The organism is Pseudomonas sp. Eqa60, assembly GCF_018326405.1.
GTDB classification, from domain to species: Bacteria; Pseudomonadota; Gammaproteobacteria; order Pseudomonadales; family Pseudomonadaceae; genus Aquipseudomonas; species Aquipseudomonas protegens.
Map to the genome: position 1 here is coordinate 2089473 of NZ_AP024342.1, position 23726 is coordinate 2113198.

A 23726-nucleotide genomic window follows, 5' to 3' on the forward strand; every position below is an offset into this window, starting at 1 on the left:
CCGCATGCATCGGTTATGCGGGCATCGGCCTTGGGCTGCAACGGACTGATTTTGGGGCGCTTGTGCCGAAGGCACAGGGCTGGCGAAGCCCGGGTGTGCAGGTGACAGGGAGTACGGCATGAACCACAGCGCTGTTGATGAAATGCATGGGGCCGACGGCCAGGTTCGCGAGCATTACCGCGAGTTCGCCCGCTGGCTGGCCAATACCCCCGACGAACTCCTGGCCCGCCGCCGTCGCGAGGCCGACCTGCTGTTCCACCGTGCCGGCATCACCTTCACCCTGTATGGCGACGAGCAGGGCACCGAGCGGCTGATTCCCTTCGACACCATTCCCCGCATCATCCCGGCACGGGAATGGCGGATCATCGAACAAGGGTGCATCCAGCGGGTACGGGCGCTGAACCTGTTTCTGGCCGATCTCTACCACCAGCAACGAATCATCCGCGCCGGGATCATTCCCGCCGAGCAGGTCCTGGCCAATCAGCAGTACCAGCTGGCCATGCAGGGCCTGGACCTGCACGGTGATGTCTATGCCCATGTCTGCGGAGTTGATCTGGTACGCGACGGCGACGGCCGCTACTGCGTGCTCGAGGACAACCTGCGCACCCCCAGCGGCGTCAGCTACATGCTCGAAGACCGCAAGATGATGATGCGCCTGTTTCCCGAGCTGTTCGCCGCCCAGCGCATCGCGCCCATCGACCATTATCCGAACCTGTTGCTCGATACCCTGAAAAGCTCCAGCCCCCTGGACAATCCGACGGTGGTGGTACTGACCCCGGGGCGCTTCAACAGCGCATTTTTCGAGCATGCGTTCCTGGCGCGGGAGATGGGAGTGGAGCTGGTGGAAGGTGCCGACCTGTTCGTGCGTGACGACCGGGTGTTCATGCGCACCACCGCCGGCCCGCAGGCGGTGGATGTGATCTACCGTCGCCTCGACGATGCCTTCCTCGACCCCCTGGCGTTCAACCCCGATTCCCTGCTCGGCGTGCCCGGCCTGTTGGCAGCCTACCGCTCGGGCACTGTGGTACTGGCCAACGCCATCGGCACCGGGGTGGCCGATGACAAGTCGGTGTACCCCTATGTCACCGAGATGATCCGTTTCTACCTGGACGAAGAGCCGATTCTGCAGAACGTGCCGACCTGGCAGTGCCGCCGGCCCGCCGAGCTGTCCCATGTGCTGGCCAACCTGGCGCAACTGGTGGTCAAGGAAACCCAGGGTTCCGGCGGCTACGGCATGCTGGTGGGGCCGGCGGCCACGGCGGCGCAGATCGAGGAGTTCCGCGTACGGATCAAGGCCCGGCCCGAGGCGTACATCGCCCAACCGACCCTGGCGCTGTCCACCTGCCCGACCTTTGTCGAAAGCGGCGTCGCCCCGCGGCATATCGATCTGCGGCCCTTTGTCCTTTCTGGTGGTGAAACCCGTGTGGTGCCCGGTGGTCTTACCCGTGTGGCCCTGCGTGAAGGTTCGTTGGTGGTGAATTCCTCACAGGGCGGCGGGACCAAGGACACTTGGGTGGTCGAGGATTAAGGAAGCCTGCCATGTTGAGTCGAACCGCTTCGGACCTGTACTGGATGTCACGCTACCTGGAGCGCGCGGAAAACCTGGCGCGGATGCTCGATGTCAGCTATTCCCTGTCGCTGATGCCCCAGGACGGGCGCGGCGATGGCCTGCACGAGCTGGCCATGCCACTGCTGATCACCGGCACCCTGGAGGATTACCACGCCCGCCACCAGGCCTTGCACGCCGAGCAGCTATTGCAGTTCTTCGCCCTGGACCCGGCCAACCCCGCCAGTATCTACAGTTGCCTGGGATCGGCCCGGGCCTGTGCCCATGCCGTGCGCGGGCGGATCACCGCCGACATGTGGGAAAACGTCAATGCCACCTGGCTGGACATCCACCAGATCGCCAGCCAGGGCCTCAGTGCCTATGGCATGAACCGCTTCTGCGAATGGATCAAGGAGCGCTCCCATCTGTTTCGTGGCGCCTCCTACGGCACCATCATGCGCAACGACGCCTTTCGCTTTATCCGCCTGGGAACCTTCATCGAGCGCGCCGACAACACCCTGCGCCTGCTGGACGCACGCTACGAGATGGCCGGCGACCAGGCCGATGCGGTGTGCGACGGCACCGCCCATGCCTATTACCAGTGGAGTGCGTTGCTGCGGGCCTTGTCTTCCTTCGAGGCCTACACCGAGGTCTATCGCGAGGCGCCCGGTGCCCGGCATGTGGCCGAGCTGCTGTTGTTGCGCGCCGACGTGCCGCGCTCGCTGCGGGCCTGTACCGAGGAGATCGACCAGATCCTCGCCAGCCTGCCCGGCGACAACGGGCGCCCGGCCCAGCGTCTGGCTGCGCAGATGGATGCACGCCTGCGCTACATCGGTATCGATCAGATTCTCGACGAAGGCCTGCACGCCTGGCTGACCGACTTCATCCCCCTGGTGCGCCAGTTGGGCAACGCGATTCACCGCTCTTATCTGGAGGCGGCATGAGACTGTCCGTGAGCCATGAAACCACCTATCGCTACGCCGATCCGGTAGGCGCCAGCATCCAGTACCTGCGCCTGACACCCCACGACAGCGAGCGCCAGCAAGTGCTCTGCTGGCAGCTGGATCTGCCACGACCGGTGCGTGCGCAGCGGGACCCCTTCGGCAACATCCTGCACGTACTGACCCTGGACGAGCCCCACGAAGCAGTGATCATCGGCGCCCGTGGCCAAGTGGATATCGATGAGCTGCGCGAGGCCGAGCATGAATGCCAGTCGCCCTTGCCGTTCCTGCGTTTCACCAGCCTGACCGAGGCGGATGCGCAACTGCGCGAGTTCGCCGGCCGGCAATGCGCAAGGCGGCGTGATCGCACAGGGTTGATCGACCTGATGCATGGGCTGCACCAGCTCATGGCCTACACGCCTGGGGCAACGGGCGTGACCACCAGCGCGGCGCAGGCTTTCGCCGGGCGCGCCGGGGTCTGCCAGGACCACACCCACGCCTTCCTTGCCTGTGCCCGTAGCCTGGGCGTTCCGTCACGTTTTGTTTCCGGTTATCTGTACCGCGAGGACAGCGGGCAATTACTTGGCCACGCCTGGGCCGAAGCCTGGCTGGAAGGCGCCTGGTACAGCTTCGATGTGACCCACCAACTGGCGCGGCCCGAGCGCCACCTCAAGCTGGCGGTGGGCCTGGACTACCTGGATGCCTGCCCGGTGCGCGGCATGCGCCGGGGCGCCGCCGGTGAGCAGATGCACGCCAGGGTGCTCCAGCAGTAACACGCGTTTTCGCTAGGCGCCGGCTGCCGGCGAAGGCGCCAGAGGTGGCAAAGGCGATGTCGCAAGGCTCAGGGAACCTGCTTGCGCCCCGCCATGTGCCTGAGATACCCCAGCAGCAGGTCCAGCTCCTGATCCGGCAGCACGTTGTTGTTGAACCCGGGCATCTTCGCCTGGGGCCAGCGCCTCATGCTTTGCGGATCGCGGATATAGCGCTTGAGGAAATCGCCGCTGAAATACTCGGTAGGGCTGTAGGGGATATTCAGGTCCGGACCGAACTGTGAATCGCCGGCACCGTTGAGCCGGTGGCAGGCCAGGCAGTTTTTCTGGAACAGGGCAAAGCCCTGGTTGATCGGATCAGTGGCCGCCAACTGCGGATCCGGAAGCAGGGTCGGGAAGCGCTGCGCCACTGGCTCCAGGCGCTGGATGCGCGCCACCTGGAACGGCCATTGCTCCGGGCTGATATGCCCGGCGGCAGGGTCGGTCCACACCAGATAGAAAGGCCCGGCGCTGGGTTTGTCGGCAGCCAGCGCAGGCCAGGGCCGGCTCGGGTCCTCCACGGCCAGCCAGGCCTGGGCGCCCTGGCGTTCAAGCAGCGGCGCGGCGCTGAGCTCCGCGGCAAAGCCGTCCAGGGCCACGGCTTGAAGATGGTCTTCGGCCTTCAGGCCCTTGAGCAGGGTCGCCATGGGCACGGCGCGGTACTGCATGTCGCGCTTGTAGGACACATCGTCCTTGATGGTAATGGTCTGGGCCTGGGGGTGCCTTAGCAGTTCTTCGGTCTGCCAGGTGTGGCTGGCGGAGCCCAGGTCGATCAGCAGTTGCGCGGCGTGCAGCGGGCTGCTCAGCAGCAGGGCAGCGCCAAGGAGGAATACTTTCAATTGATGGCCGTCGGGTCGTCGTCAGTGGGTTCGTCGCCGGGAAGCACGTCGTCCGGTCGCGACACATGGTCGAACAGGGCGTCCCGGAGCTCTTCGTAGTTGCCGCCGTTCACGATACCGAAATAGCCGTGCTTGACCAGCGTGTCTTCGGCTTCAAGGGCGTGCTGGTTGGTGTCGCTGTAGATCACCACGGTGGCGTTGGGGTCCAGCACCACTTTGCGCAACTGGTAGGCCAGGCCCTCGGCGCTGATGCCGGTGCCGTCCTCCAGTTCGAGATTGACCTGCAGCGAGTTGTGCACATTGCCGGCGGCAAAGTCGCTCTCGTTGCGCAGATCGAGGATCAACGCCCCATCATTGATTTCGTCCACCGCGCGGTTGACGTCGATGATTCCGGCGTGAGCGTGAAAGGCGCTCAGGAGTGTGGCGAGTGCAATCCAATGGCGCATGAGTCTTCCCCTTGGTGTTCCTCAGGAAGACTGGCACACAAGTCCGTGCCCCGGTAGGAACCGGGGACAATTTTCCGTCTTGTTGATCGAGCAGCCACAGATCAGCCGATCACTTTGGTGAGATTCGGCAAGATCAACAGCAGTGTGGTTGCGAAAAGAATGAGCCCCGCCTGACGTACTTTCGAATGCTTGAACATGGCTGAATGCCTTTTGTTGTTATTCCTGAGCGTCAATGCATGCCGGTGGGTGAACTCCATTACGAGTCACTATGAACCGGCTATGTGTCCTTTTTCTTACTTGCCCCAGTGCAGAATCCGTCTGGAACTTCCTACAGTTTCTACCTTAGGGGCCTTGAATCCTCTGGCTTAGATCCAATTCGTATGAATTTATATTTCTGATTTATTAAAAGGCTATATATCGGCCCGGGCGTGCCTTGGCCGCCCTCTGGCTAGACAGCTCGCGACCCTTCATCGGCAGAGCCCTTAGCTGCCTACCGTTCGTCTGAGCGTCGGCGTCAAGGCGGCTGAGCGCATCGGTCATTGAATCCGACGCTGCCGCGCCTAAGGTGGGAGCTCGACATTTTCCCCTGCACAGCGGTTCGAGGACGTCATGACCCAAGCTTTGATATTCGATGCGTTACGCACGCCCCGCGGCAAAGGCAAGGCCGATGGCGCCTTGCACAGCGTGAAACCGGTGAACCTGGCCGCGGGCCTGTTGCGCGCCCTGCAGCAGCGCTGCGAACTGGACACCAGCCAGGTGGACGATGTGGTCCTGGGCTGTGTGACGCCGATCGGTGATCAGGGCGCCGATATCGCCAAGACCGCGGTCCAGGCTGCGGATTGGGATGTAAGCGTGGCCGGGGTGCAGATCAATCGCTTCTGCGCTTCCGGGTTGGAGGCAGTCAACCTGGGGGCGATGAAGGTGCGTTCCGGGTTCGAGGAACTGGTGGTGGTTGGCGGCGTCGAGTCCATGTCGCGGGTGCCCATGGGCAGCGACGGCGGGGCCTGGGTGCTGGACCCGGAGACCAACCTGCACAGCCATTTCACCCCCAGGGGATTGGCGCCGACCTGATCGCGACCCTGGAAGGCTTCTCCCGGGAGGACGTCGACCGCTTTGCCCTGCACTCCCAGCAGAAGGCCGCCCGCGCCCGGGCTGGCGGGGCCTTTGCCAAATCCCTGGTGCCGGTGCAGGACCAGAACGGCATCGTGCTGCTGGACCATGACGAGTTCATTCGCGCCGATTCGACCCTGGAGGGCCTGGGCAAGCTCAAGCCGAGTTTCGAGATGATGGGGCAGATGGGCTTCGATGCCACGGCGCTACGGGTCTACAGCCATGTGGAGCGGATCGACCATGTGCACACCCCTGGCAACAGCTCGGGCATCGTCGACGGCGCGGCGCTGATGCTGATCGGCTCCGAAGCCAAGGGCCGCGAGCTGGGGCTCAAGCCCCGGGCGCGGATCGTGGCCACGGCGGTCACCAGCACCGACCCCACCATCATGCTCACCGGCCCGGCGCCGGCCACCCGCAAGGCCCTGGCCAAGGCCGGGCTGCGGGTCGAGGACATCGACCTGTTCGAAGTCAATGAAGCCTTCGCCTCGGTGGTGCTCAAGTTCATCAAGGACATGGCCATCGACCCGGCCAAGGTCAATGTCAACGGCGGCTCCATCGCCATGGGCCACCCGCTGGGGGCCACCGGCTGCGCGATCCTCGGCACCTTGCTCGATGAGCTGGAAACCCGGCGCCAGCGCTATGGCCTGGCGACCCTCTGTGTCGGCGGCGGCATGGGTATCGCCACCATCATCGAACGCCTCTGAGCCCCGACTTCAAGGAATCCTTTTCATGACCGATGCCATCCGTTACGAAAAAGGCCAGGACCAGATCGTCGTCCTGACCATCGATATGCCGGGCCAGAGCGCCAACACCATGAATGCCCTGTACCGCGACGCCATGGCCGGTGCCGTAGCGCGCTTGCAGGCCGAGCAGGAATCGATTGCCGGGGTGATCATCACCTCGGCGAAAAAGACCTTCTTCGCCGGCGGTGACCTCAATGAGCTGATCAAGGTCGGCAGGCCCGAGGCCAAGGCTTTCTACGACATGGTGCTGGCCCTCAAGGGCCAGCTGCGAGCCCTGGAAACCCTGGGCAAACCGGTGGTCGCTGCAATCAATGGCGCGGCCCTGGGCGGCGGCTGGGAAATCTGCCTGGCCTGCCATCATCGCGTTGCACTGGACGATAAATCGGTACAGGTCGGCCTGCCGGAAGTCACCCTGGGCCTGTTGCCCGGCGGCGGCGGGGTAGTGCGCATGGTGCGCATGCTGGGCCTGGAAAAGGCTCTGCCCTATCTGCTGGAAGGCAAGAAAGTGCGCCCGCAGCAGGCGTTGCAAGCAGGCCTGATCGATGCCCTGGCGACGGACCGCGACGACCTGCTGGCCAAGGCTCGGGCCTGGATCCTCGCCAACCCGGGCGCGCAGCAGCCCTGGGATGTGCGCGGCTACCAGATCCCTGGTGGCTCGCCGTCGAACCCGAAGGTTGCGCAGATGCTGGCCATCGCCCCATCGATTCTGCGGACCAAGACCCAGGGTTGCTTCCCCGCGCCGGAAAAGATCCTCTGCGCTGCGGTCGAAGGCGCCCAGGTGGATTTCGACACCGCGCAACTGATCGAGACCCGTTACTTCACCGAGCTGACCACAGGCCAGGTGGCGAAGAACATGATCGGCACCTTCTGGTTCCAGCTCAACCAGATCAATGCCGGCAGCTCACGGCCACAGGGCGTGCCGCCGCAGGTCACGAAAAAGCTCGGGGTGCTTGGCGCCGGCATGATGGGCGCGGGCATTGCCTATGTCAGTGCGGTGGCGGGTATCGAGGTGGTGCTCAAGGACATCAGCCCCGAGGCGGCCGAGAAGGGCAAGGCCCACTCGGCGGCGCTGCTGGAGAAAAAGGTGGCTCGCGGGCAGTTGAGCCGCGAGCAGCGGGACGCCACCCTGGCGCGGATCCGCACCACCGCCGAGGATGCCGACCTGGCCGGTTGCGACCTGATCATCGAGGCGGTGTTCGAGGATCGCGAGCTCAAGGCCAAGGTCTCCCGGGCTGCGCAGCAGGTGGTCGGCGGTGACGCGGTGATCGCCTCCAACACTTCGACCCTGCCCATCACGGGCCTGGCTACGGCGGTGCCGAACCCGGACAAGTTCATCGGCCTGCATTTCTTCAGCCCGGTGGAAAAAATGCCCTTGGTGGAAATCATCAAGGGGGCGAAAACCAGCGATGAAACCTTGGCCCGCGGCTTCGACTTTGTCTTGCAGATCAAGAAGACCCCGATCGTGGTCAATGACAGCCGTGGCTTCTTCACCTCCCGGGTGTTCGGCACTTTCACCAACGAAGGCATCGCCATGCTCGGCGAGGGCATCGCGGCGCCGATGATCGAGACCGAAGCGCGCAAGGCCGGGATGCCGGTGGGGCCGCTGGCGATTTCCGACGAGGTTTCCCTGAGCCTGATGAGCCATATCCGCCAGCAGACCGCCAAGGACCTGCAGGCCGAGGGCAAGCCGGCCATCGAACATCCGGCATTTGCCGTGATCGACCTGCTGCTCAACGAATACAAGCGCCCGGGCAAGGCGGCCGTTGGCGGTTTCTACGATTATCCGGCCGGTGCCCAGAAGCATTTGTGGCCGCAGTTGCGCACGCGCTTCTACAAGGCCGACGGGCAGATCTCGCCCCAGGATGTGCGGGATCGCCTGCTGTTCGTCCAGGCCATCGAGACCGTGCGTTGTGTGGAGGAGGGAGTGTTGCACTCCACGGCGGACGCCAACATCGGCTCGATCTTCGGCATCGGCTTTGCCGCCTGGAGCGGGGGCGCCCTGCAGTTCATCAATCAGTACGGGGTGCAGGATTTCGTCGCCCGTGCGCAGTATCTGGCCGAGCAATATGGCGAACGTTTCCGGCCGCCGACGCTGCTTCTGGAAAAGGCTCGCCTGGGCCAGTTGTTCTGACGCCGACAGGCGCTCAATGAGCTGATCCGGGGCTTGCCTTGCCGTGGTATTTCAAGGCAGGCTCTGGACTGTTCATTATTGCCATCGCCTTGTCAGGAATTTTTTATGTCGCTACGCATCTGCATTCTTGAAACCGATATCCTGCGTCCCGAACTGGTCGATCAATATCAGGGTTACGGGCAGATGTTCCAGCGCCTGTTTTCCCAGCAGCCCATCGCTGCCCAATTCAGCGTCTACAACGTGGTCCAGGGGGAGTACCCCAGCGATGACCTGGAATTCGACGCCTATCTGGTGACAGGCAGCAAGGCCGATTCGTTCGGCACCGATCCCTGGATCCAGACCCTCAAGACCTACCTGCTGGGGCGCTACGAGCGTGGCGACAAGCTGTTGGGCATCTGCTTCGGCCATCAGTTGCTGGCATTGCTGCTGGGGGGCAAGAGCGAGCGCGCGAGCCAGGGCTGGGGTGTCGGTACCCATAGCTACAAGCTGTCGGCCAAGGCGCCGTGGATGAGCCCGGTGGTGGAGGAGCTGACGCTGCTGATCAGCCATCAGGACCAGGTTACCGCCTTGCCGGAGAACGCCACGGTGATCGCCTCCAGCGATTTCTGTCCGTTCGCGGCCTACCATATCAATGATCAGGTGCTGTGTTTCCAGGGCCACCCCGAGTTCATCCACGACTATTCCCGCGCCTTACTGGACCTGCGCCAGGAGTTTCTCGGCGAGCAGATCTACCAGAAGGGCGTGGCCAGCCTTGAGCACGACCATCACGGCACCACTGTGGCGGAGTGGATGATGCGTTTCGTCGCTCACAAGCCCGAGGCTGCCTGAACCCGGCCATGGCCCTGCCGCAAGGCGCAGGGCCGTCGCTCCTTCAGAGCCAGCCGGAACGCTTGAAGCTGGCCCAGAGGCCGACACAACCCACGCTGATAAAACCCAGGACGCCAAAGTAGCCGTAGTGCCAACTCAGCTCCGGCATGTTCTGGAAGTTCATCCCGTAGATTCCCGCCACCGCCGTCGGAAACGCCAGGATCGCGGCCCAGGCGGCGAACTTGCGTTGCACGATGCTTTGCCGTGAAGCCTCCAGCAGTACGCCGATCTCGATGGTCTGGCTGGCGATATCGCGCAGGGTCGAGAGGTCTTCCATCTGCCGGGTGACGTGAATCTGCACATCCCGGAAGTACGGCCGCATGTTCTTGTCGATAAAGGGAAAACTGAGCTTCTGCAGCTCTTCGCTGATCTCCACCATGGGCGCTACATGCCGGCGCAGGCGCAGCACGTCGCGGCGCAGGCCGTGCAGGTGCTGGATGTCCCGTTCGTTCAGCGAGTCGCAGAGGACGTTGCGCTCCAGCTCGTCGATTTCCGCGTGGATGGCTTCGCTGACCGGCTGGTAGTTCTCGGTAACGAAGTCCAGCAGGGCATAGAGCACGAAGTCTTCACCGTGCTCCAGCAGCAGCGGGCGCGCCTCGCAGCGCTGGCGCACGTAGCCATAGGAGGCCGAGTGGCCGTTGCGCGCGGTGATGATGTAGCCGTTGCCGGCAAAGATGTGGGTTTCGATGAACTCCAGCTTGCCCTGCTCGCGCACCGGCGAATAGGTGACGATGAACAGCGCGTCGCCGAAGGTTTCCAGCTTCGGCCGGCTGTGCTTTTCCAGGGCATCCTCGATGGCCAGTTCATGCAGGTTGAACTGGCGCTGCAGGTTGGCCAGCTCGTGGGCGTTGGGTTCCTCCAGGCCGATCCAGACGAAGTGGCCGGGCTTGGCGGCCCAGGCGGCCCCTTCGTCGAGGCTGATATCCGTGACTTTCTTTCCGCCGCTGTAGACGGCGGCAGCAACAACTCTACCCATGGTTCCGGTTCACTTCTTCTTATCAAGGGGGCGGTGACAGATCAGGTGCAGCTTAGCCTGCAATGCTCCATCAGAGTCATTGGCCGCGAGGGAGTTCGCGGACAAATAAAAGCCCGCGCAAGGCGGGCTTTTTGTGGCGCCGGGGTCAGGCGGCCTGCAGCTGGCGGTCCATGCTGGCGATGCATTCGCGCATCTGTTCGCGGCACTGGGCGATCAGCTGGGGCATGTCGTCTAGGGTCAGCCCGGCCGTGGGGATGGCGGGCAGTGAGCGGATCAGGATTTTGCCGCTGTTCCAGCGATCCAGGCGCATGTGCTTGATGTAGCTGCTGACGCACACCGGGACTATGGGCACGCCTGCGGCGATGGCCATCTGGAATGCACCTTTCTTGAAGGGCAGCAGCTCTTCCCCGAGGTTGCGGGTGCCTTCCGGGAAGACCCAGATCGAGGTGTCCTTGTGCTGCAAGGTGTGGGTGGTGGTGAGCATCGAGCGCCGGGCCTTGTGCGGGTTGCCACGGTCGATCAGCACGTTGCCTGCCAGCCAGAACAGCTGGCCGAACAGCGGCACCCATTTCAGGCTCTTCTTGCCGATGCACACGGTCCTTCGCGGCACCACGTTGCCGAATACGAACAGGTCGTAGTTGGACTGGTGGTTGGCGATGATCACGCAGCCCTGGGGTTTGTCCATCAGCGGGCCGACCTCGGCCTTGACCCGCAAGCGCAGGATGCACATCGCCGGCCAGGCGTAGAGACGGGCGCACAGTCGGCTGTTGTCCGGGTTGAATGGGCGGCACAGGCCGAGCAGCAGGCCCAGGCTGCCTGCCAGGATAAAGTGCAAGCCCATCAACGACATACGAAGCAGATACAGCATCTAAACGGCCCACCCGGGGACAAAAGGTGGCGCAGTGTACGGATGTGCACTGTTTTCGGCAATTGCCGTTCTCAGCCGGGAGATGGGCGATGTTTAAGTACATGTTTCCAGCAATGGCTGGCGATGGTGATCTAGAGCGGTCGCGGCTTGTTGGCAAGGCATGCAGTAAAAAGCCCGGCGCGAAGGCCGGGCTGGTTCAGGTAGCAAATCCGCGGGTTTCAGCCCAGGTGCTCCTGGTCTTGGATGATCGCGTTGTCCAGGGCATCCAGCAGTGCCTTGCGCACCTTCAGCTTGGTGTTCTTGTGCGCCACCATGTTGATCTTCTTCAACTGGCGTGCAGCGGCCAGGGCGGCGCCTTGCAGTTCATCGGGCGCTACCACCTTATCGAGGAAGCCGGCATCTACCGCGCTTTGCGGGTCGAACATCTCGCCATTGATTACCGAGCGATGCAAAGCCGAGCGACGCAGGCGGTCACGGGCCAGCTCGATACCCGCGTGGTGCATGGTCATGCCGATCTGCACTTCATTGAGGCCGATGCTGAAGGGGCCTTCGACACCGATGCGATAGTCCGCCGACAGCAGCAGGAACGCGCCCTTGGCCACCGCGTGCCCTGGGCAAGCGACGATCACCGGGTAGGGGTGGGAAAGCAGGCGGCGGGCCAGGGTCGAACCCAGGGTTACCAGAGCCACGGCCTCCTTGGGGCCGGCTGTCATGACCTTGAGGTCGTAGCCGCCAGAGAGAATCCCCGGCTGGCCGGTGATGATCACCACCGCGCGATCGGCGGTAGCCTGATCCAGCGCCGCATTAAAGGCCGCAATCACGTCCGGGGAGATGGCATTGACCTTGCCATTGCTCAAGGTCAGGGTCGCGATACCGTCTTCGAGATGGTAGGAAATCAACTCACTCATGACGCAATTCCTTGTATTGAAGTGCTGCAGAAGTTACCCACCACGGTAGCTGCGGTAAAGCGCCATGACTGACTGGTGAGTCAGCCCCGAGGCCGCTAAGAGCCCTGCATCACACAGCGGGTAACGCATGGTTTCTTCTATAGGGTTGTGGGCAAGGCTGAAGAATGGCCGGTTTGCCTTATTGCATGGGGGGCTGCATTGCCCTTGGCCGGGGATCGAGCTTAAGCGCATGAAAATTCTGAAAAAAAAGTTTGCCATCTGAAAAGCGATCGACTACATTAGCGCGCCTCGACAGACTGAATCGGTTTGAAGAGATACGGTGAAGTGTCCGAGTGGCTTAAGGAGCACGCCTGGAAAGTGTGTATACAGGAAACTGTATCGAGAGTTCGAATCTCTCCTTCACCGCCACATTCTACAAACACAAACCCCTGACTTTCCTAAAGAAAGTCGGGGGTTTGTGGTTTTTGGCGTCTGAAAAATGTACCGATGGAACGGGTAGGAGGAGTTGTGTTGGGTTGACCCGAGGCAGTCTGTAGCAGGCTCTGGTGCGTGCTCATTCGGCAAACCACGCACCAGCTACGCCTGAAGAGTTACCACTGGCCGCTTACGAGACAGCCGACGATTTCCCAACCGCTGTATTCCCACCAGGAATATCGGCTATCGGAGCAGCTTCTGGCCAGGCTGGCCATCTGGATTTCGCCCGCTGCTTTTTGGGTTCCGAAAGGGGTGTCAGTAGAAGCTGTCACCTGATTGACGGTCTGCGGAGCTTTGATCGGGGTTGGATGTACGGAAGCGTTCGCGACAGTGGCGGTGAAAGCGATCGTCGCGGATACGGCCAGAGCAGTTATGGACTTTTTCATGTGCGAATCCTTTCAGTCATCTGACAAGCGGCTTATACCTGAGCCTGACCTGCCTTTATCAATAGCCTGAACAGATCGGGCGCGCGCATGGTGTGACGCCAGGAAAGCCTAGCACCGCGTTATTTCCCGCACAGTCGCTCAACGGCACTATTGACAAAGATATAAAAAACTGGGTTTTTCAGATGGTGGCGGCTGGTGAAGTAATGAAGAGCTTGAGCACATGCTTCCAGGCTGGTCTTCAAAGCTTTAACGCCAGCTGTAGTAACCCGACGACAACCGGCCCATTTTCAGCCTTTACGTGCGTTTGGGAGGTGGAGCGGTCCATCGTCGCCCATGGCGTGCAGCCACTCGTCGGCGCCTGTCTGTTTTGAACGGCGGGTCGGCAAATGACTGTCTAGTCTGAAATGCCGTGACGAGCAGTATTTTCCAGGCAATCAGGAGCTTGCCGGTACTGGTCGGTTGTTGGAGGGAGCTGGGTATGAGGAGTCTTGCTTATATTGAAGACAACGGGGATGAGTTCCCAATCAACAACTTGGTGCATTGCGGTCAGGCTGCATTCGAAGCAGAGGTTGAGTCTTCTGGCACAGTTGTCAGCAAGAGAAAGGCGGCGGCGGTGCCTGTAGCCAGCAACAAGATGTTTTTCCCCAGGGCGTTGCCGAAGAGAAGGTAACGCAGGATGCAGGCGGCCCCGCTTTATGCGGGGTTTTTTATTGCCTGGAGATTTTTCAGGGGAAAGGTTGGCGGGGGCCCATTGTTCGGTGGGGAGCTTTATGGATTATTTATTAAGATTTTTTTCTATATGTTTAGGAATTTTCTTATCTCAATTTGTTATAAGTGACGATATGTTCCTTATCCCGATTCAAACGGGGCTGCGCATCCAGCGATGATGCCTTTTATATGAAACGCGATAAGGAAATAAACGTGAAAGCCATTTTCAAACTCCTCGCATTGTCCACTCTCGTTGCCACCGCCGCAGGTTGCACCAGCTACAACATCAGCCAGCCATCTTCGCCAATCGACAGTCAGGTCAAGGCTGACCTGAAGGCGGATGTAGCAGTGGGCGAAGCGATTTCCGGTCAGTCGTCGGTCAACATCCTGTTTGGTTTCCTGAAGTTCGGTGGCGATAGCCAGTTTGCCGACGGTGTGGCTTACGGTGGTGACGGCGGTGGTGCACTGGGTGGCCTGGGCCTCGATCCGGTCAGTGCGGTCAAGTCCGCTGCGGCTTTCAAAGCAGTCAAATCTTCGGGCGCCGACCTGATCGTTGCTCCGCGTTATGAAGTGAGTGAAGAAAACTACTTCGTCTTCAAGAAAGTCTCGGTCACGGTCAAAGGCAATAAAGGCAGCATCCGCAGCATTCGTTGAGTGCAACTGCGTTCGAGCCTCTGTGGCGGAGATCGGGGCGTTGCACTGGTAACGTTCCAAGGCGTTGCCTGCCAGCGGCCCGGTCTGAACATTTTCGGTAAGGTGAGCTGAAGATGCCTCGGGATAGGTGAAGCTCAAGGTCTGTTGGTGTTGCTCCCACTGACAGGCTCTTTTCACATAATCTTCACATCTGCCTGAGTAGGCTCGAACCATCCGTTAAAAGCAGCATCCCTAGCCCGTTCCCCAGCGGGCTTTTTTTTGCGCGGGGATAAAACTCTTTTAAAATCAGCTGTCCAAGGCACTTGGGAGCAACCCGGGTGTGGCCGCGATAGCTCGAATTGGCCAGCGTGGCACTGGGCTTTCTTGTCAGTCCGACAGTCTTTCTTTGAGGTTCAAGTCATGCGTTTAACTCTACCTGCCCTGGTTGTGGGACTTCTGCTGGCTCAAGGCGCTATGGCCGGCGATGGCACTGCAGCCATTGGTGGCGGGCTTGGCGGCGCGTTGGGCAATGTGGTCGGGCAGAAGCTCGGTGGCAGTACCGGTGCGGCAATCGGCGCGGGTGTTGCCGGTGCGGCAGGCAGTGCGGCCGGGGCGCGCAAAGGCAGCCGGGCCAAGGCGGCCATCGGTGGTGGCCTGGGTTCGGCCGGTGGCTCGCTGATCGGTAATCGCCTGGGCGGTAGCACCGGCTCGACCGTCGGTGCCGGTATCGGCGGCGCGGCCGGTGGCGCCCTGGGTAGCAGCATGGGTCACAAGAAGCGTCACTGATTCTGCCTTGCCTGAAGAAAACCCGGCCCTGCGCCGGGTTTTTTGTGTGGCTTGCCCCAGGCTTCGCCATACTCAAGGCTCTGAGTCCCGATGTTCAAGGAGACGATCATGCCCGCGAGACGCCAGGCCAGGCACAGCCCGCTTCCGACGAGCCGGAGGTGATCAACGACCCCGGGAATGAAGACCCCGGTTCATTGCAGGACGATGCACGCGTACCTCTGCAAGAGGCGCCGGAAGGCGACAAGAGCCCGCCTGGTGCAGCCGACTAAGGTCCGCAGCAACCGCCGTCCAGCCCCCTCGGTTGCTCCCGACCCAAGCCCGCCGCTATGCTGCTGAATCCTTTAATTGATGAATTGCCAAGAAGAACTGGCCGTACCTGAGCCGCTCCCTGGAATGTACTTTTGCTAACGGATCAGATGCGATGAATGCACAGTTGAATGATTTGGGGCCGATCAAGGCCGTCATTTTCGACATGGACGGCTTGCTCCTGGACACCGAGGGCATCTACACCGAGATCACCCAGTTGATCGCCGAGCGTTATGGCCGCACCTACGATTGGACCATCAAGCAGAACATCATCGGCCGGGGAGCCGGCGACCTGGCGCGCTATGTGGTCCAGGCCCTGGACCTGCCCATCAGCGCTGAAGAGTTCCTGGTGATGCGCGAACCGTTGATGCGTGAGCGCTTTCCCCGCGCCCAGGCCATGCCCGGGGCCCAAGAGTTGGTGCGGCACTTGAAGGAACACCGGATCCCCATTGCCGTGGGCACCAGTTCGTCGCAGATGTCGTTCGGCGAGAAAACCACCCGCCATGGCGACTGGTTCGCGCTGTTCGACACCATCGTCACCGCCGACGATCCGGAAGTGACGGCGGCCAAGCCGGCGCCGGATATCTTCCTCACGGCTGCCCGCCGCCTGGGGGTGGCCCCGGCCGAGTGTCTGGTGTTCGAGGATTCGCCGTTTGGCGTGACCGCGGCCAGGGCCGCTGGCATGAGCGTGATCGCAGTGCCCGATCCGGCCATGGCCGATAGCAAGTTTGCCCATGCAGATGCGATCCTGCGATCGTTGAAGGCCTTTCAGCCCGCAGCGTGTGGCTTGCCCAGGCTGGATTGGCCAGCATAAACCCGTGCCTGCCCAGGCGCTGCGCTGGGGCTCCTGGGCCGTTCTACCTTAATGGCTGCGTGCTGCAGACAGGTCGATTTCCAGGGCCATGATGCTCAGCCCCTCACTGAGCCTGGAGGGGCCGAGGCGCCGAATATTGAACTTTCTCTTGATCAGCAGGCGTGCGATTGCACTCGGCGAAACCGTCAGTAGTTTGCGTGCCCCCAGAGACTTGGCGTACTCGAAGGCTTCAAGTAGCAGCGACATTGAGTGGGAGGAAGAGTAGGCATTCAGAACATCGGTCTCTTTATCGAGCGATACAGCGGCGAACCTGGACAACTCCCAGACATGAGTTTGAGAGGGCGGCTGATCTGAACCCAGCAGGTCGGGAAATACTTCCGATAATAGATAAGGGCGGGTTGTGGGTAGTAGGCGTGCTGTACCCACAATGGCACCTGTTTCATCTTTGGCCGCGAGGTAAAGTGTGTCATCCCGGTCAAACTCGTCGAGTTCCAACTGGTCGGGGCAATCCAATGGCCAGCCGAGCTTTTCGACAAATACCTTATAACGATAAGAAGCAATGTCCTGCTTCAGCTGCGAGCCTAATGCTTTACCATTTCCGGAAAAAATACGCATCATAGATCCTCGGCGTTCAAGTCGAGCGTGATCGTAAATTAGCCAGTAAAGCCGGGTACCTACCATTATTGGTAGGTAGGTGGCTTTTTTTGTCGGGCAAAGGCTTTGCGGTATTAGTGCTGGTCGCCGGACAGGAGGTATGGGCAGCCGGCGCCAGCATGGCTCAAGAGCAGAAGGGTTCCTGAGGCTGAGGTGCAAAAGGGGAATGTGAAGGCAGAGAAAGTTTTCGGTTTGGGTTTGTTTTATTATTTTCTATTATTGTTATTTAGATCAGTAGTCCTGTGAGGAAGGCTTGGACAACGGCCGCAGTTTTATTGGCAGCACTTAGTTTTAGAATGGAGTTCTTGATATGAAAGTTTACCGTGTTTTCTGAAATGGCCAGCAAGCAGGATATTTCAAATGAGGTCTTCCCGCTGCCGGTCCACTTTAGAACTTCTTTCTCACGGGAGGTCAGCTTAACTTCGTAGGGGTTGGCAAGACGTGTGCTGATCCGGTTTGAAAGTGTGATGTGAGCCACACTTACCAGCCAGCGCATTTTTATTTCGTTGGCATCCAGTTCCTGGCGGGTGATGGGTTGTGACGATCGACTGAGTGATAGCATGCTGGCTGCACCGGCAGCATTGGTACTTGACTGCGACCATCCAACTTTAAGTCCAGCTGCCCGTGCTTCTTCCCAAAATACAGGTGCTTCGCGAAACACCGCGTCCTCCCATATGATCGGTGCCTGGGATTGTCTACCTTGCGCCACTACTGGATCAGTGGCCAAGTAGTTTTCAGTGTCGTAGCGCCTCTGCCATTGGCGAGGATAGTTGTTGAACATCACGACTTTCTCCTCGGGAAAAATCACCTGTAGCCCGTAAGCACAGTACTCGAACTCAAGCGTTGTAGCCGCATCTTGAATCCGCTTGACTATTTGAGCTTCGGAAAGTTTCAGGTCCGTTATCATCAGTAAGTCATCTTGCCAGCTTTTCATAAATACCCTCCTTGTATAGTCACCTTTCGTACTGCGGTGACATCGAGTTGCGTCGCGAATCTGACCAGTTCTACGATGGAAATCAAGTTTATAAATATGAAACATGCGTAGATGTAAGTTTGGCGTCAGAAAAAAGATGTGGCAATGGGCGCTTGCCAGCAACTTGTTCGATGGCGTCTTGCCGGAATAGAAAGAGTAAAGACTTCGTCTCGCTGAGTACCTACCAATAGTGGTAGTTACAGATGAGCGGTAATGTCTCTAGATTGTTGAAGGACGGACGGGCTGCGCTGTTTGAACGCGCCGGCAGTCTAGATGAGCTCCACAGGGAATATAAAAATCAATGGAGAGAACTGCCCGTGCTTAAGAAGGTACTTGTCAATGTTGAGGCAACGCCATCGTGCCCAGCAGCATGCAGTATGTGCCCCCGCTCAGTGATCAAGGACTATGGTTTTATTTCGCTGGAGACCATGGATAAGATAGTTTCGCAGATAGACCCTTCCTACGTCTGGGAACTGGACTTGGCTGGCAGAGGGGAGCCGACCATTCATCCAGAGTTTCATGAGCTCTTGCGAATGATGCGTCGCTCCGGAGTCTTGACTGACGTGACAACAACGGCAGTCACTTTCAATCAGCGCAATATAGATGCCTGTGTACAAAACGTTGATGTCATCAGGCTGTCTGTCAGTTCTATTCAGAAAGAGGTTTTCGATAAGGTTCACATTGGCCTGAACCACGAGAAAATCTGGCGCAACATTGCCGCGTTGGCCGAGGCCGCGGCGGATAAGGTCATTGTCCATTTGACTGGCGGCCCGGCAATCTATAGCACATTGCCAGCGACCGTCGCACATTTGCGTAGCCTGGGTTTCAAGCGGATCTATCTGTTCCCGCTCTGGAACCGAGGGGGGGATATCAACGCCAAACTCGAAAGTGAATACCGTCAGAAACTTGTGCGCGAGTTGGGTTTGAACCTGTCTGAGAGCGAGTACAAAACAGGCATGGGCAAGGTCAAGTTCATGCTGAATGCCCTGCTGGGTACCCTTGAAAATAGAAATTTTTGTGCAATTGGCGATGGCAGCGTCAGTATCAGTTATACCGGCGAGATACTCGGTTGTTTCCAGGATTTTGGGCACGTATCAAATATTGGTCATATTGATGATGACAACCTGAAGAAGATTGTGAAAAGCAGGGTGAAACAGTTGGGCAATATGGAGATTTGTCAGGGCTGTAATTCACGCAAGGCGGTTTTCAAGCTGCCAATGTTCTTGGCTAACTAAATAGCTTTCTGCACTGTTGTACAGGGATGACGCGCCGTGAGTATGCAGGAAACCGATTTCTTATTGCTGAATTGTTGTAACTTACCGTGGCGTCCGATATATCCGTATGCCTTTGTTCAGATTAGTGAGATTGCTCGGCGATTCGATATCAGGGTCACACGTATTGATTTGCTATACGTTGAACATTGGTACGAATATCTTAAAAACGTGATAAAGACCCAGCGTCCGAAGATGATTGGTATACATCTGCGGCAAGGGGACTCCCTTGATCTTTCCAATTATGATGCCGTAGATGGCGAGCCTGGGAATTACTTTAGAACCTATTACCCCGTTGAAGACAGCCGGCGCCTGATTCGCCTAGTGAGGGAGTTGACGGATGCACCTATCATCATGGGTGGCTTTGGTTTTACCACTCATGCCAGAAAGTTGGCTAACTATCTGGAAATCGATCTCGGCTTGCAGGGCTGTCCAGACGGCTTCTTTCGCTCCTTCAACGACACTCTCTCCGGCCGAAACCTGGGGGCTGTGCCTGGTCTGATTCACAAGAACGGGGCTGAGTACCTATATAACGATGTCGGTTTCTACAAGCCAGCCGAAGTGACCGAGTACCGGCTGGATATCGTTAACGAGATCAAGGCCTTTTACGGCCCGGCATTACAGTCGAAAACCCCACCGACCATTGCTGTAGAGGTTTCGCGTGGATGCCCGTTCCAGTGCTATTTTTGTGTTGAACCTGACGTCAAGGGCAAGCGGATTGACAAGCGTAATCTGGATGTGGTCGAAGCCGACCTGGAGTTTCTATTAAAAAACGATCTCTATGACTTCTGGTTTATCTGCTCTGAACTGAATATCGGTGGTGCTGGTTTCGCCTTGGAGCTGGCCGAGCGGGTGATTCGTCTTAATGAGCGTTATAAGAAGCGCCAGATTAAATGGTCAGGATATTCGCTGCCTTCGCTGGGTCACGATGAGCTGAAGACGATGATGCGTGCCGGTTACACCGGCGCCATGAACGATATTCTTTCGTTGGACGAAGATAACCTGAAGCGGGCGAAGGTGCCGTACAAGAGAGAGCAGGCCGTTACCTTTCTCAAAAGCCTGTCTTCGATACGTGCGGAAATTCATGAGGAAAGAACGCGAAAGCTGGAAGAGCAGGCGAAGTTTACCGCCAGTGCGCCAATTGAGTACTCCAATCTCATCTCGTTCTTTCTGGGGAATGCGCATGCGGACAGATACACCATTGCTCGTACGTTGGCATTTCTCGAAGAAAGTGGACTGACAAACAAGTACGAGGCGGGGTATGTGATTCCCAGTACTCGGGTATTTGGAATAGGTCGGACTCAGGGTTTTGTTGCAAGTGATACCACTTACTCCTTTGGTCGTGATGGTGTTATCGCCACGGACTCCAAATGGCCGACCTTTCATTTTCCAGAGTTTCTGGTAAGTGCTCTGGGAGATCGAGAACGGATATACAGTTTTTTCAACTACGTCTCCAACACCCTGATGTGCCAGGCTCATCGCAAAGATAAGTCGTTCAGCCAATTTATAGCGCTCTATCTGGAGCAACATCTTGATGACTGCTCGGCGTATTGGACGGACTTGGCAAAATTGCTTGGCAGGGATGACCAGGGGCGACTCTTGCCCAGCGACATCAAGGCTTTGCTGAGTCGTGAGGCAACTGATGACAGAGCATTGCAGGAAGATGTTTATCACGCTTGGCTGCTTGAGTTGTTTGGGCGAAATTCAAGCAGCATTCAGCCGGTTATATCATTTTTCGGTAAACAGCACTTTTCCGGTGTGAAGCCTGTATCCAGTGACTATGTGTTCACGCAGTTGTTTTATGCGCGTTTCTCCAATGCTGGAGAGTGGATTAAACTTGCAGAACATCTAGCACCTGATAGCAAAGGTTATGCCGCGCTGTTTGTGCGGTATATCGAGTATGCAATAGGTCTTGTATTCAGGCACGAATATAAGGATCTGTTGTTTGAGCTTTGATCTGGCCTGGCAGGGAGCCTATGCAATGTTGGCAAATGCAGTTTCCAACCTTCGATTGATCGAGACATTGAGTGAAAAAGTTCCTGCCTGGGCACTTCGTGGCCTGCAAGGGAGCTATCACTGGCAACTTGAGTCTGGAGTTCATCTGGGCTGCATGGAAGTTTCTGAAACACTGAGCTGGTCGTTTGCCGCGCAGGAGTACCAACCACGCGCCACTATCGTGCTCAGTGATATGACTCTCCAGGCTTTGGCAAACAAGGTCGATGATCCGCTGACGCTGTTCAATACCGGGAAGTTGTTGATTAGCGCAGACAACGACCACTCCGCTATTTCTGTCGATGTGATGAAGCTGTTGAATTTTATTTTCAACAATGCCTTGGTTGACACTCAGCGCATTGCTCAACTGGGGATCCGTAGCACTCAAGGAAAGGATTTTCCGTTTTGCCAGGTGATCGCTGATGAAAGGGATATCGAACCTTATTTACGTCGTGGAGAACCGGTCATTGTGCGCAATGCGGCAGTTTCATGGCCGATCTTCTCGATGCCTGTCGGGCATATAGTCAATCGGGTGGGTAACTTGGATGTGAGTCTTCTTCTTGAAGAATACGATCTGGAAAATGCTCAGCCACCCAAGTACCGGAAAACCTCGTTTGCGGAATATGTAGAGTCTTTATATGCCGTACAAGCGTCTGCCAGCGGTTATATGGCGGCCAATACCGTACCGCCTGCGTTGGACGATACCTACTGTTTTCCGAGTGTTTTCGCGCGCGAGGTATTCAATACACCAAGATGGTGGATAGGCCCTGCCAGTACCGGGCTGAGATTGCATCGGGATATGGTGGATAACTTTCTGGTGCAATTGAAAGGGCGCAAAAAAATACGTCTTTTTGCTCCAAGTGAAACAAAATTTCTCTACCCGGCCAGTGTCGGTGGGAATTTGATGTATGAGCCCAGTCGCGTGGATCCGGAAAACTACCTGGCTGAGAAGTTTCCGGATTATCAACAATCGGTATCCACTGTTTGCGAGCTTCGGCCTGGCGATATGTTGTATTTGCCGGCCGGTTGGTGGCACCACGTCCTGAATCTGGAAGTGTCCTGGTCGCTTAACTTCTTTGCTGTAAATGGTGAGCCAAGAGTCTTATCTGTAAATCGTGATAACTATGAGAGTGTCCAGCTATGAGTAATTTGAAAGACTTGAGGAAGGGCGATTTGCCGCAAGCGACGGAAGCGGCACTCCTGGTTGATTCTGGCTTTGATGTGGTACCGGGCAGCGATGATGTTTCTCCCGAGTTCAATGACCCTTCCTACATGTTGAAGGACCCCCTGGGCCTGACCACGCGGGCGTTGGAAAAGTACGGGAATATTGTTTACCTGCGGGGCATCAACGGCTATCTCATCGCCGATGCGCCCTTTATCGAAAGCATGCTGATTGGTGACGAGCGGTTTTTTTCCAAAAGCGCCGAGACCATGGAAAAGATCAGCCCGGCTATTGGCAATGGGCTGTCGACGCTGATCGGAGACGAATGGAAGCGTCAGCGCAAGATCGCCAATCCTTCTTTCAGCAAGCGCAGCGTTGACGCTTTCGGCAACGTATTTCACGAATGCATCAACGAGATGTTCGATGAGTGGGATGCTCGTTCCGAAGGTGTTCTCGATGCAACTCAGGAGATGAAAAAGCTTACCCTGCGGATTGTCATCAAGTGTCTGTTCTCCACGGACATTCTGCGTTTTTCCAGCGATGTCACCGCGGCCCTCGAGGTCTTGCAGGAGTATTCGCTGCTGAAGTTGTGGTCACCTGCGAGCATCAGCGCCGCCGATGAGCAGGCGTATGAGAACGCCAAGAAGAAAATCGACGCGATCATCTACACCATCATCCACGACCGTCGTCAGAACAAGAAGGTCCAGCACAACGACCTGTTATCGATGTACATGTCTGCGGTGTACGAAGACACCGGGGAGGGGATGACGGATATCCAACTCCGGCATGAAGTCATGAACCTGTTTCTGGCCGGTCATGAAACCACCGCGAACGGCGTGGCATTCGCCCTCTATCTACTGGCGAACAACTCACGAGAACAACAGAAGCTGCATGAGGAAGTCGAGGCTGAACTCGGCAATGCACTCTGCACCCTGGAAGATTTGAAGCGCCTCGATTACACCGACTGGGTATTCAAGGAGTCCCTCAGGCTCTATCCGTCTTCCTGGGGCATGAGCCGAGTGGTGCTGGAAGACTATCAGTACAAGAACTATCTGTTTCCCAAGGGCGCGGACTTCATCGTTGCCCAGTGGGGCCTGCATCGCAATCCGGAATATTGGCAAGAGCCTTTGAAGTTTGACCCGGAACGCTTTGCACCGGAACGCATCAAGCATGTGCACAAGTATGCCTACCTGCCGTTTGGCGCGGGCGCTCGAAAGTGCATCGGCATCCATCTGGCCGAGGGCGAGGGGAAGACGATTCTGGTGCGTATTGCGCAACGTTATGAGTTGCGCGCAGTGAATGGGAATGAACCGACATTGAAAGCCCGGTTGTTCATGACTTCCGAACCGGGCGTGTGCCTAGAGTTTATCAAGCGCAACTGAG

General features: G+C 58.2%; 20 protein-coding genes, 1 tRNA gene and 1 pseudogene. 14 read left to right on the forward strand and 8 right to left on the reverse strand.

Features of this window, described 5'->3' with window-relative positions; all coding sequences use genetic code 11:
- The first annotated feature begins 118 nt into the window (after positions 1–118).
- The 3 genes from KI242_RS09520 to KI242_RS09530 are packed head-to-tail and all read left to right on the forward strand — an operon-like array spanning position 119 to position 3260.
- Positions 119–1528: a circularly permuted type 2 ATP-grasp protein gene (locus tag KI242_RS09520; protein WP_123473755.1), complete on the forward strand. Its 1410-nt coding sequence runs from the start codon at positions 119–121 to the stop codon at positions 1526–1528.
- A gap of 11 nt (positions 1529–1539) precedes the next feature.
- Positions 1540–2490, forward strand: coding sequence for an alpha-E domain-containing protein (locus KI242_RS09525; protein WP_011060152.1), 951 nt, complete (start codon positions 1540–1542; stop codon positions 2488–2490).
- The gene (locus KI242_RS09530) at positions 2487–3260 is read left to right on the forward strand and encodes a transglutaminase family protein (RefSeq protein ID WP_053149888.1); all 774 of its coding nucleotides are present in this window, start codon (positions 2487–2489) and stop codon (positions 3258–3260) included. Before KI242_RS09525 ends, KI242_RS09530 begins: the two co-directional genes overlap by 4 nt.
- Before the next feature lie 68 nt (positions 3261–3328).
- On the opposite strand, the gene KI242_RS09535 is transcribed toward KI242_RS09530, so the two are convergent.
- Both KI242_RS09535 and KI242_RS09540 read right to left on the reverse strand, forming a co-directional pair.
- Entirely contained in the window at positions 3329–4135 is an 807-nt protein-coding gene (locus KI242_RS09535) for a cytochrome c (RefSeq protein WP_065363428.1), read from the reverse strand.
- Positions 4132–4581, reverse strand: coding sequence for a rhodanese-like domain-containing protein (locus KI242_RS09540; protein WP_011060155.1), 450 nt, complete (start codon positions 4579–4581; stop codon positions 4132–4134). Before KI242_RS09540 ends, KI242_RS09535 begins: the two co-directional genes overlap by 4 nt.
- Positions 4582–5190: 609 nt before the next feature.
- Between KI242_RS09540 and KI242_RS09545 the strand changes: the two are divergent.
- From KI242_RS09545 to KI242_RS09555, 3 genes and pseudogenes are all read left to right on the forward strand, one after another.
- Positions 5191–6395: pseudogene (locus KI242_RS09545) on the forward strand (acetyl-CoA C-acetyltransferase).
- A gap of 25 nt (positions 6396–6420) precedes the next feature.
- On the forward strand, positions 6421–8565 hold the full coding sequence (locus KI242_RS09550) for a 3-hydroxyacyl-CoA dehydrogenase NAD-binding domain-containing protein (RefSeq protein ID WP_053149894.1): 2145 nt from the start codon (positions 6421–6423) through the stop codon (positions 8563–8565).
- A gap of 105 nt (positions 8566–8670) precedes the next feature.
- Complete coding sequence (locus KI242_RS09555) at positions 8671–9393, forward strand: amidotransferase (protein WP_011060158.1); 723 nt, start codon at positions 8671–8673, stop codon at positions 9391–9393.
- Positions 9394–9436: 43 nt separating this feature from the next.
- Here KI242_RS09555 and KI242_RS09560 read toward each other — a convergent pair whose 3' ends face one another.
- The 3 genes from KI242_RS09560 to KI242_RS09570 all read right to left on the reverse strand — a co-directional run bounded on the left by KI242_RS09560 (position 9437) and on the right by KI242_RS09570 (position 12184).
- Positions 9437–10408 carry a magnesium and cobalt transport protein CorA gene (locus KI242_RS09560; protein WP_019093266.1) on the reverse strand — a complete coding sequence of 324 codons (972 nt, stop codon included), beginning with the start codon at positions 10406–10408 and terminating at the stop codon, positions 9437–9439.
- 145 nt (positions 10409–10553) lie between these two features.
- Positions 10554–11276, reverse strand: a complete 723-nt coding sequence (locus tag KI242_RS09565; protein WP_212806067.1) for a 1-acylglycerol-3-phosphate O-acyltransferase — start codon at positions 11274–11276, stop codon at positions 10554–10556.
- 218 nt (positions 11277–11494) lie between these two features.
- Entirely contained in the window at positions 11495–12184 is a 690-nt protein-coding gene (locus KI242_RS09570; RefSeq protein ID WP_011060161.1) for a crotonase/enoyl-CoA hydratase family protein, read from the reverse strand.
- 318 nt (positions 12185–12502) lie between these two features.
- On the opposite strand from KI242_RS09570, the gene KI242_RS09575 reads away from it, so the two are divergent.
- Positions 12503–12592, forward strand: a tRNA-Ser gene (locus KI242_RS09575).
- A 182-nt stretch (positions 12593–12774) separates the two neighbouring features.
- On the opposite strand, the gene KI242_RS09580 is transcribed toward KI242_RS09575, so the two are convergent.
- Positions 12775–13044, reverse strand: coding sequence for a hypothetical protein (locus tag KI242_RS09580; RefSeq protein ID WP_077933625.1), 270 nt, complete (start codon positions 13042–13044; stop codon positions 12775–12777).
- Between the two features lie 921 nt (positions 13045–13965).
- On the opposite strand from KI242_RS09580, the gene KI242_RS09585 reads away from it, so the two are divergent.
- The 3 genes from KI242_RS09585 to KI242_RS09595 all read left to right on the forward strand — a co-directional run bounded on the left by KI242_RS09585 (position 13966) and on the right by KI242_RS09595 (position 16291).
- Positions 13966–14406, forward strand: coding sequence for a hypothetical protein (locus KI242_RS09585; protein ID WP_041752039.1), 441 nt, complete (start codon positions 13966–13968; stop codon positions 14404–14406).
- 399 nt (positions 14407–14805) lie between these two features.
- Positions 14806–15171: a glycine zipper domain-containing protein gene (locus tag KI242_RS09590; RefSeq protein ID WP_015634733.1), complete on the forward strand. Its 366-nt coding sequence runs from the start codon at positions 14806–14808 to the stop codon at positions 15169–15171.
- A gap of 421 nt (positions 15172–15592) precedes the next feature.
- Positions 15593–16291 (forward strand): HAD-IA family hydrolase, encoded by a 699-nt coding sequence (locus KI242_RS09595; protein ID WP_047336117.1) that lies wholly within the window; start codon positions 15593–15595, stop codon positions 16289–16291.
- A gap of 48 nt (positions 16292–16339) precedes the next feature.
- Here the strand turns inward: KI242_RS09595 and KI242_RS09600 are convergent, their stop codons facing one another.
- Complete coding sequence (locus tag KI242_RS09600) at positions 16340–16906, reverse strand: acyl-homoserine-lactone synthase (RefSeq protein WP_077934990.1); 567 nt, start codon at positions 16904–16906, stop codon at positions 16340–16342.
- A 265-nt stretch (positions 16907–17171) separates the two neighbouring features.
- Positions 17172–17879, reverse strand: coding sequence for an autoinducer binding domain-containing protein (locus KI242_RS09605; protein ID WP_072451613.1), 708 nt, complete (start codon positions 17877–17879; stop codon positions 17172–17174).
- Positions 17880–18121: 242 nt separating this feature from the next.
- Here KI242_RS09605 and KI242_RS09610 point away from each other — a divergent pair, with 242 nt between their 5' ends.
- Genes KI242_RS09610 through KI242_RS09625 form a run of 4 tightly spaced genes read left to right on the forward strand, consistent with a single transcriptional unit; the run spans position 18122 to position 23725 of the window.
- Positions 18122–19153 (forward strand): radical SAM protein, encoded by a 1032-nt coding sequence (locus KI242_RS09610; protein WP_077933626.1) that lies wholly within the window; start codon positions 18122–18124, stop codon positions 19151–19153.
- A 36-nt stretch (positions 19154–19189) separates the two neighbouring features.
- Entirely contained in the window at positions 19190–21145 is a 1956-nt protein-coding gene (locus KI242_RS09615; RefSeq protein ID WP_141323324.1) for a radical SAM protein, read from the forward strand.
- Positions 21135–22325: a cupin-like domain-containing protein gene (locus tag KI242_RS09620; RefSeq protein WP_077933627.1), complete on the forward strand. Its 1191-nt coding sequence runs from the start codon at positions 21135–21137 to the stop codon at positions 22323–22325. The genes KI242_RS09615 and KI242_RS09620 overlap by 11 nt, the downstream gene beginning before the upstream one ends.
- On the forward strand, positions 22322–23725 hold the full coding sequence (locus tag KI242_RS09625) for a cytochrome P450 (RefSeq protein ID WP_204378527.1): 1404 nt from the start codon (positions 22322–22324) through the stop codon (positions 23723–23725). Before KI242_RS09620 ends, KI242_RS09625 begins: the two co-directional genes overlap by 4 nt.
- Position 23726 lies beyond the last annotated feature (1 nt).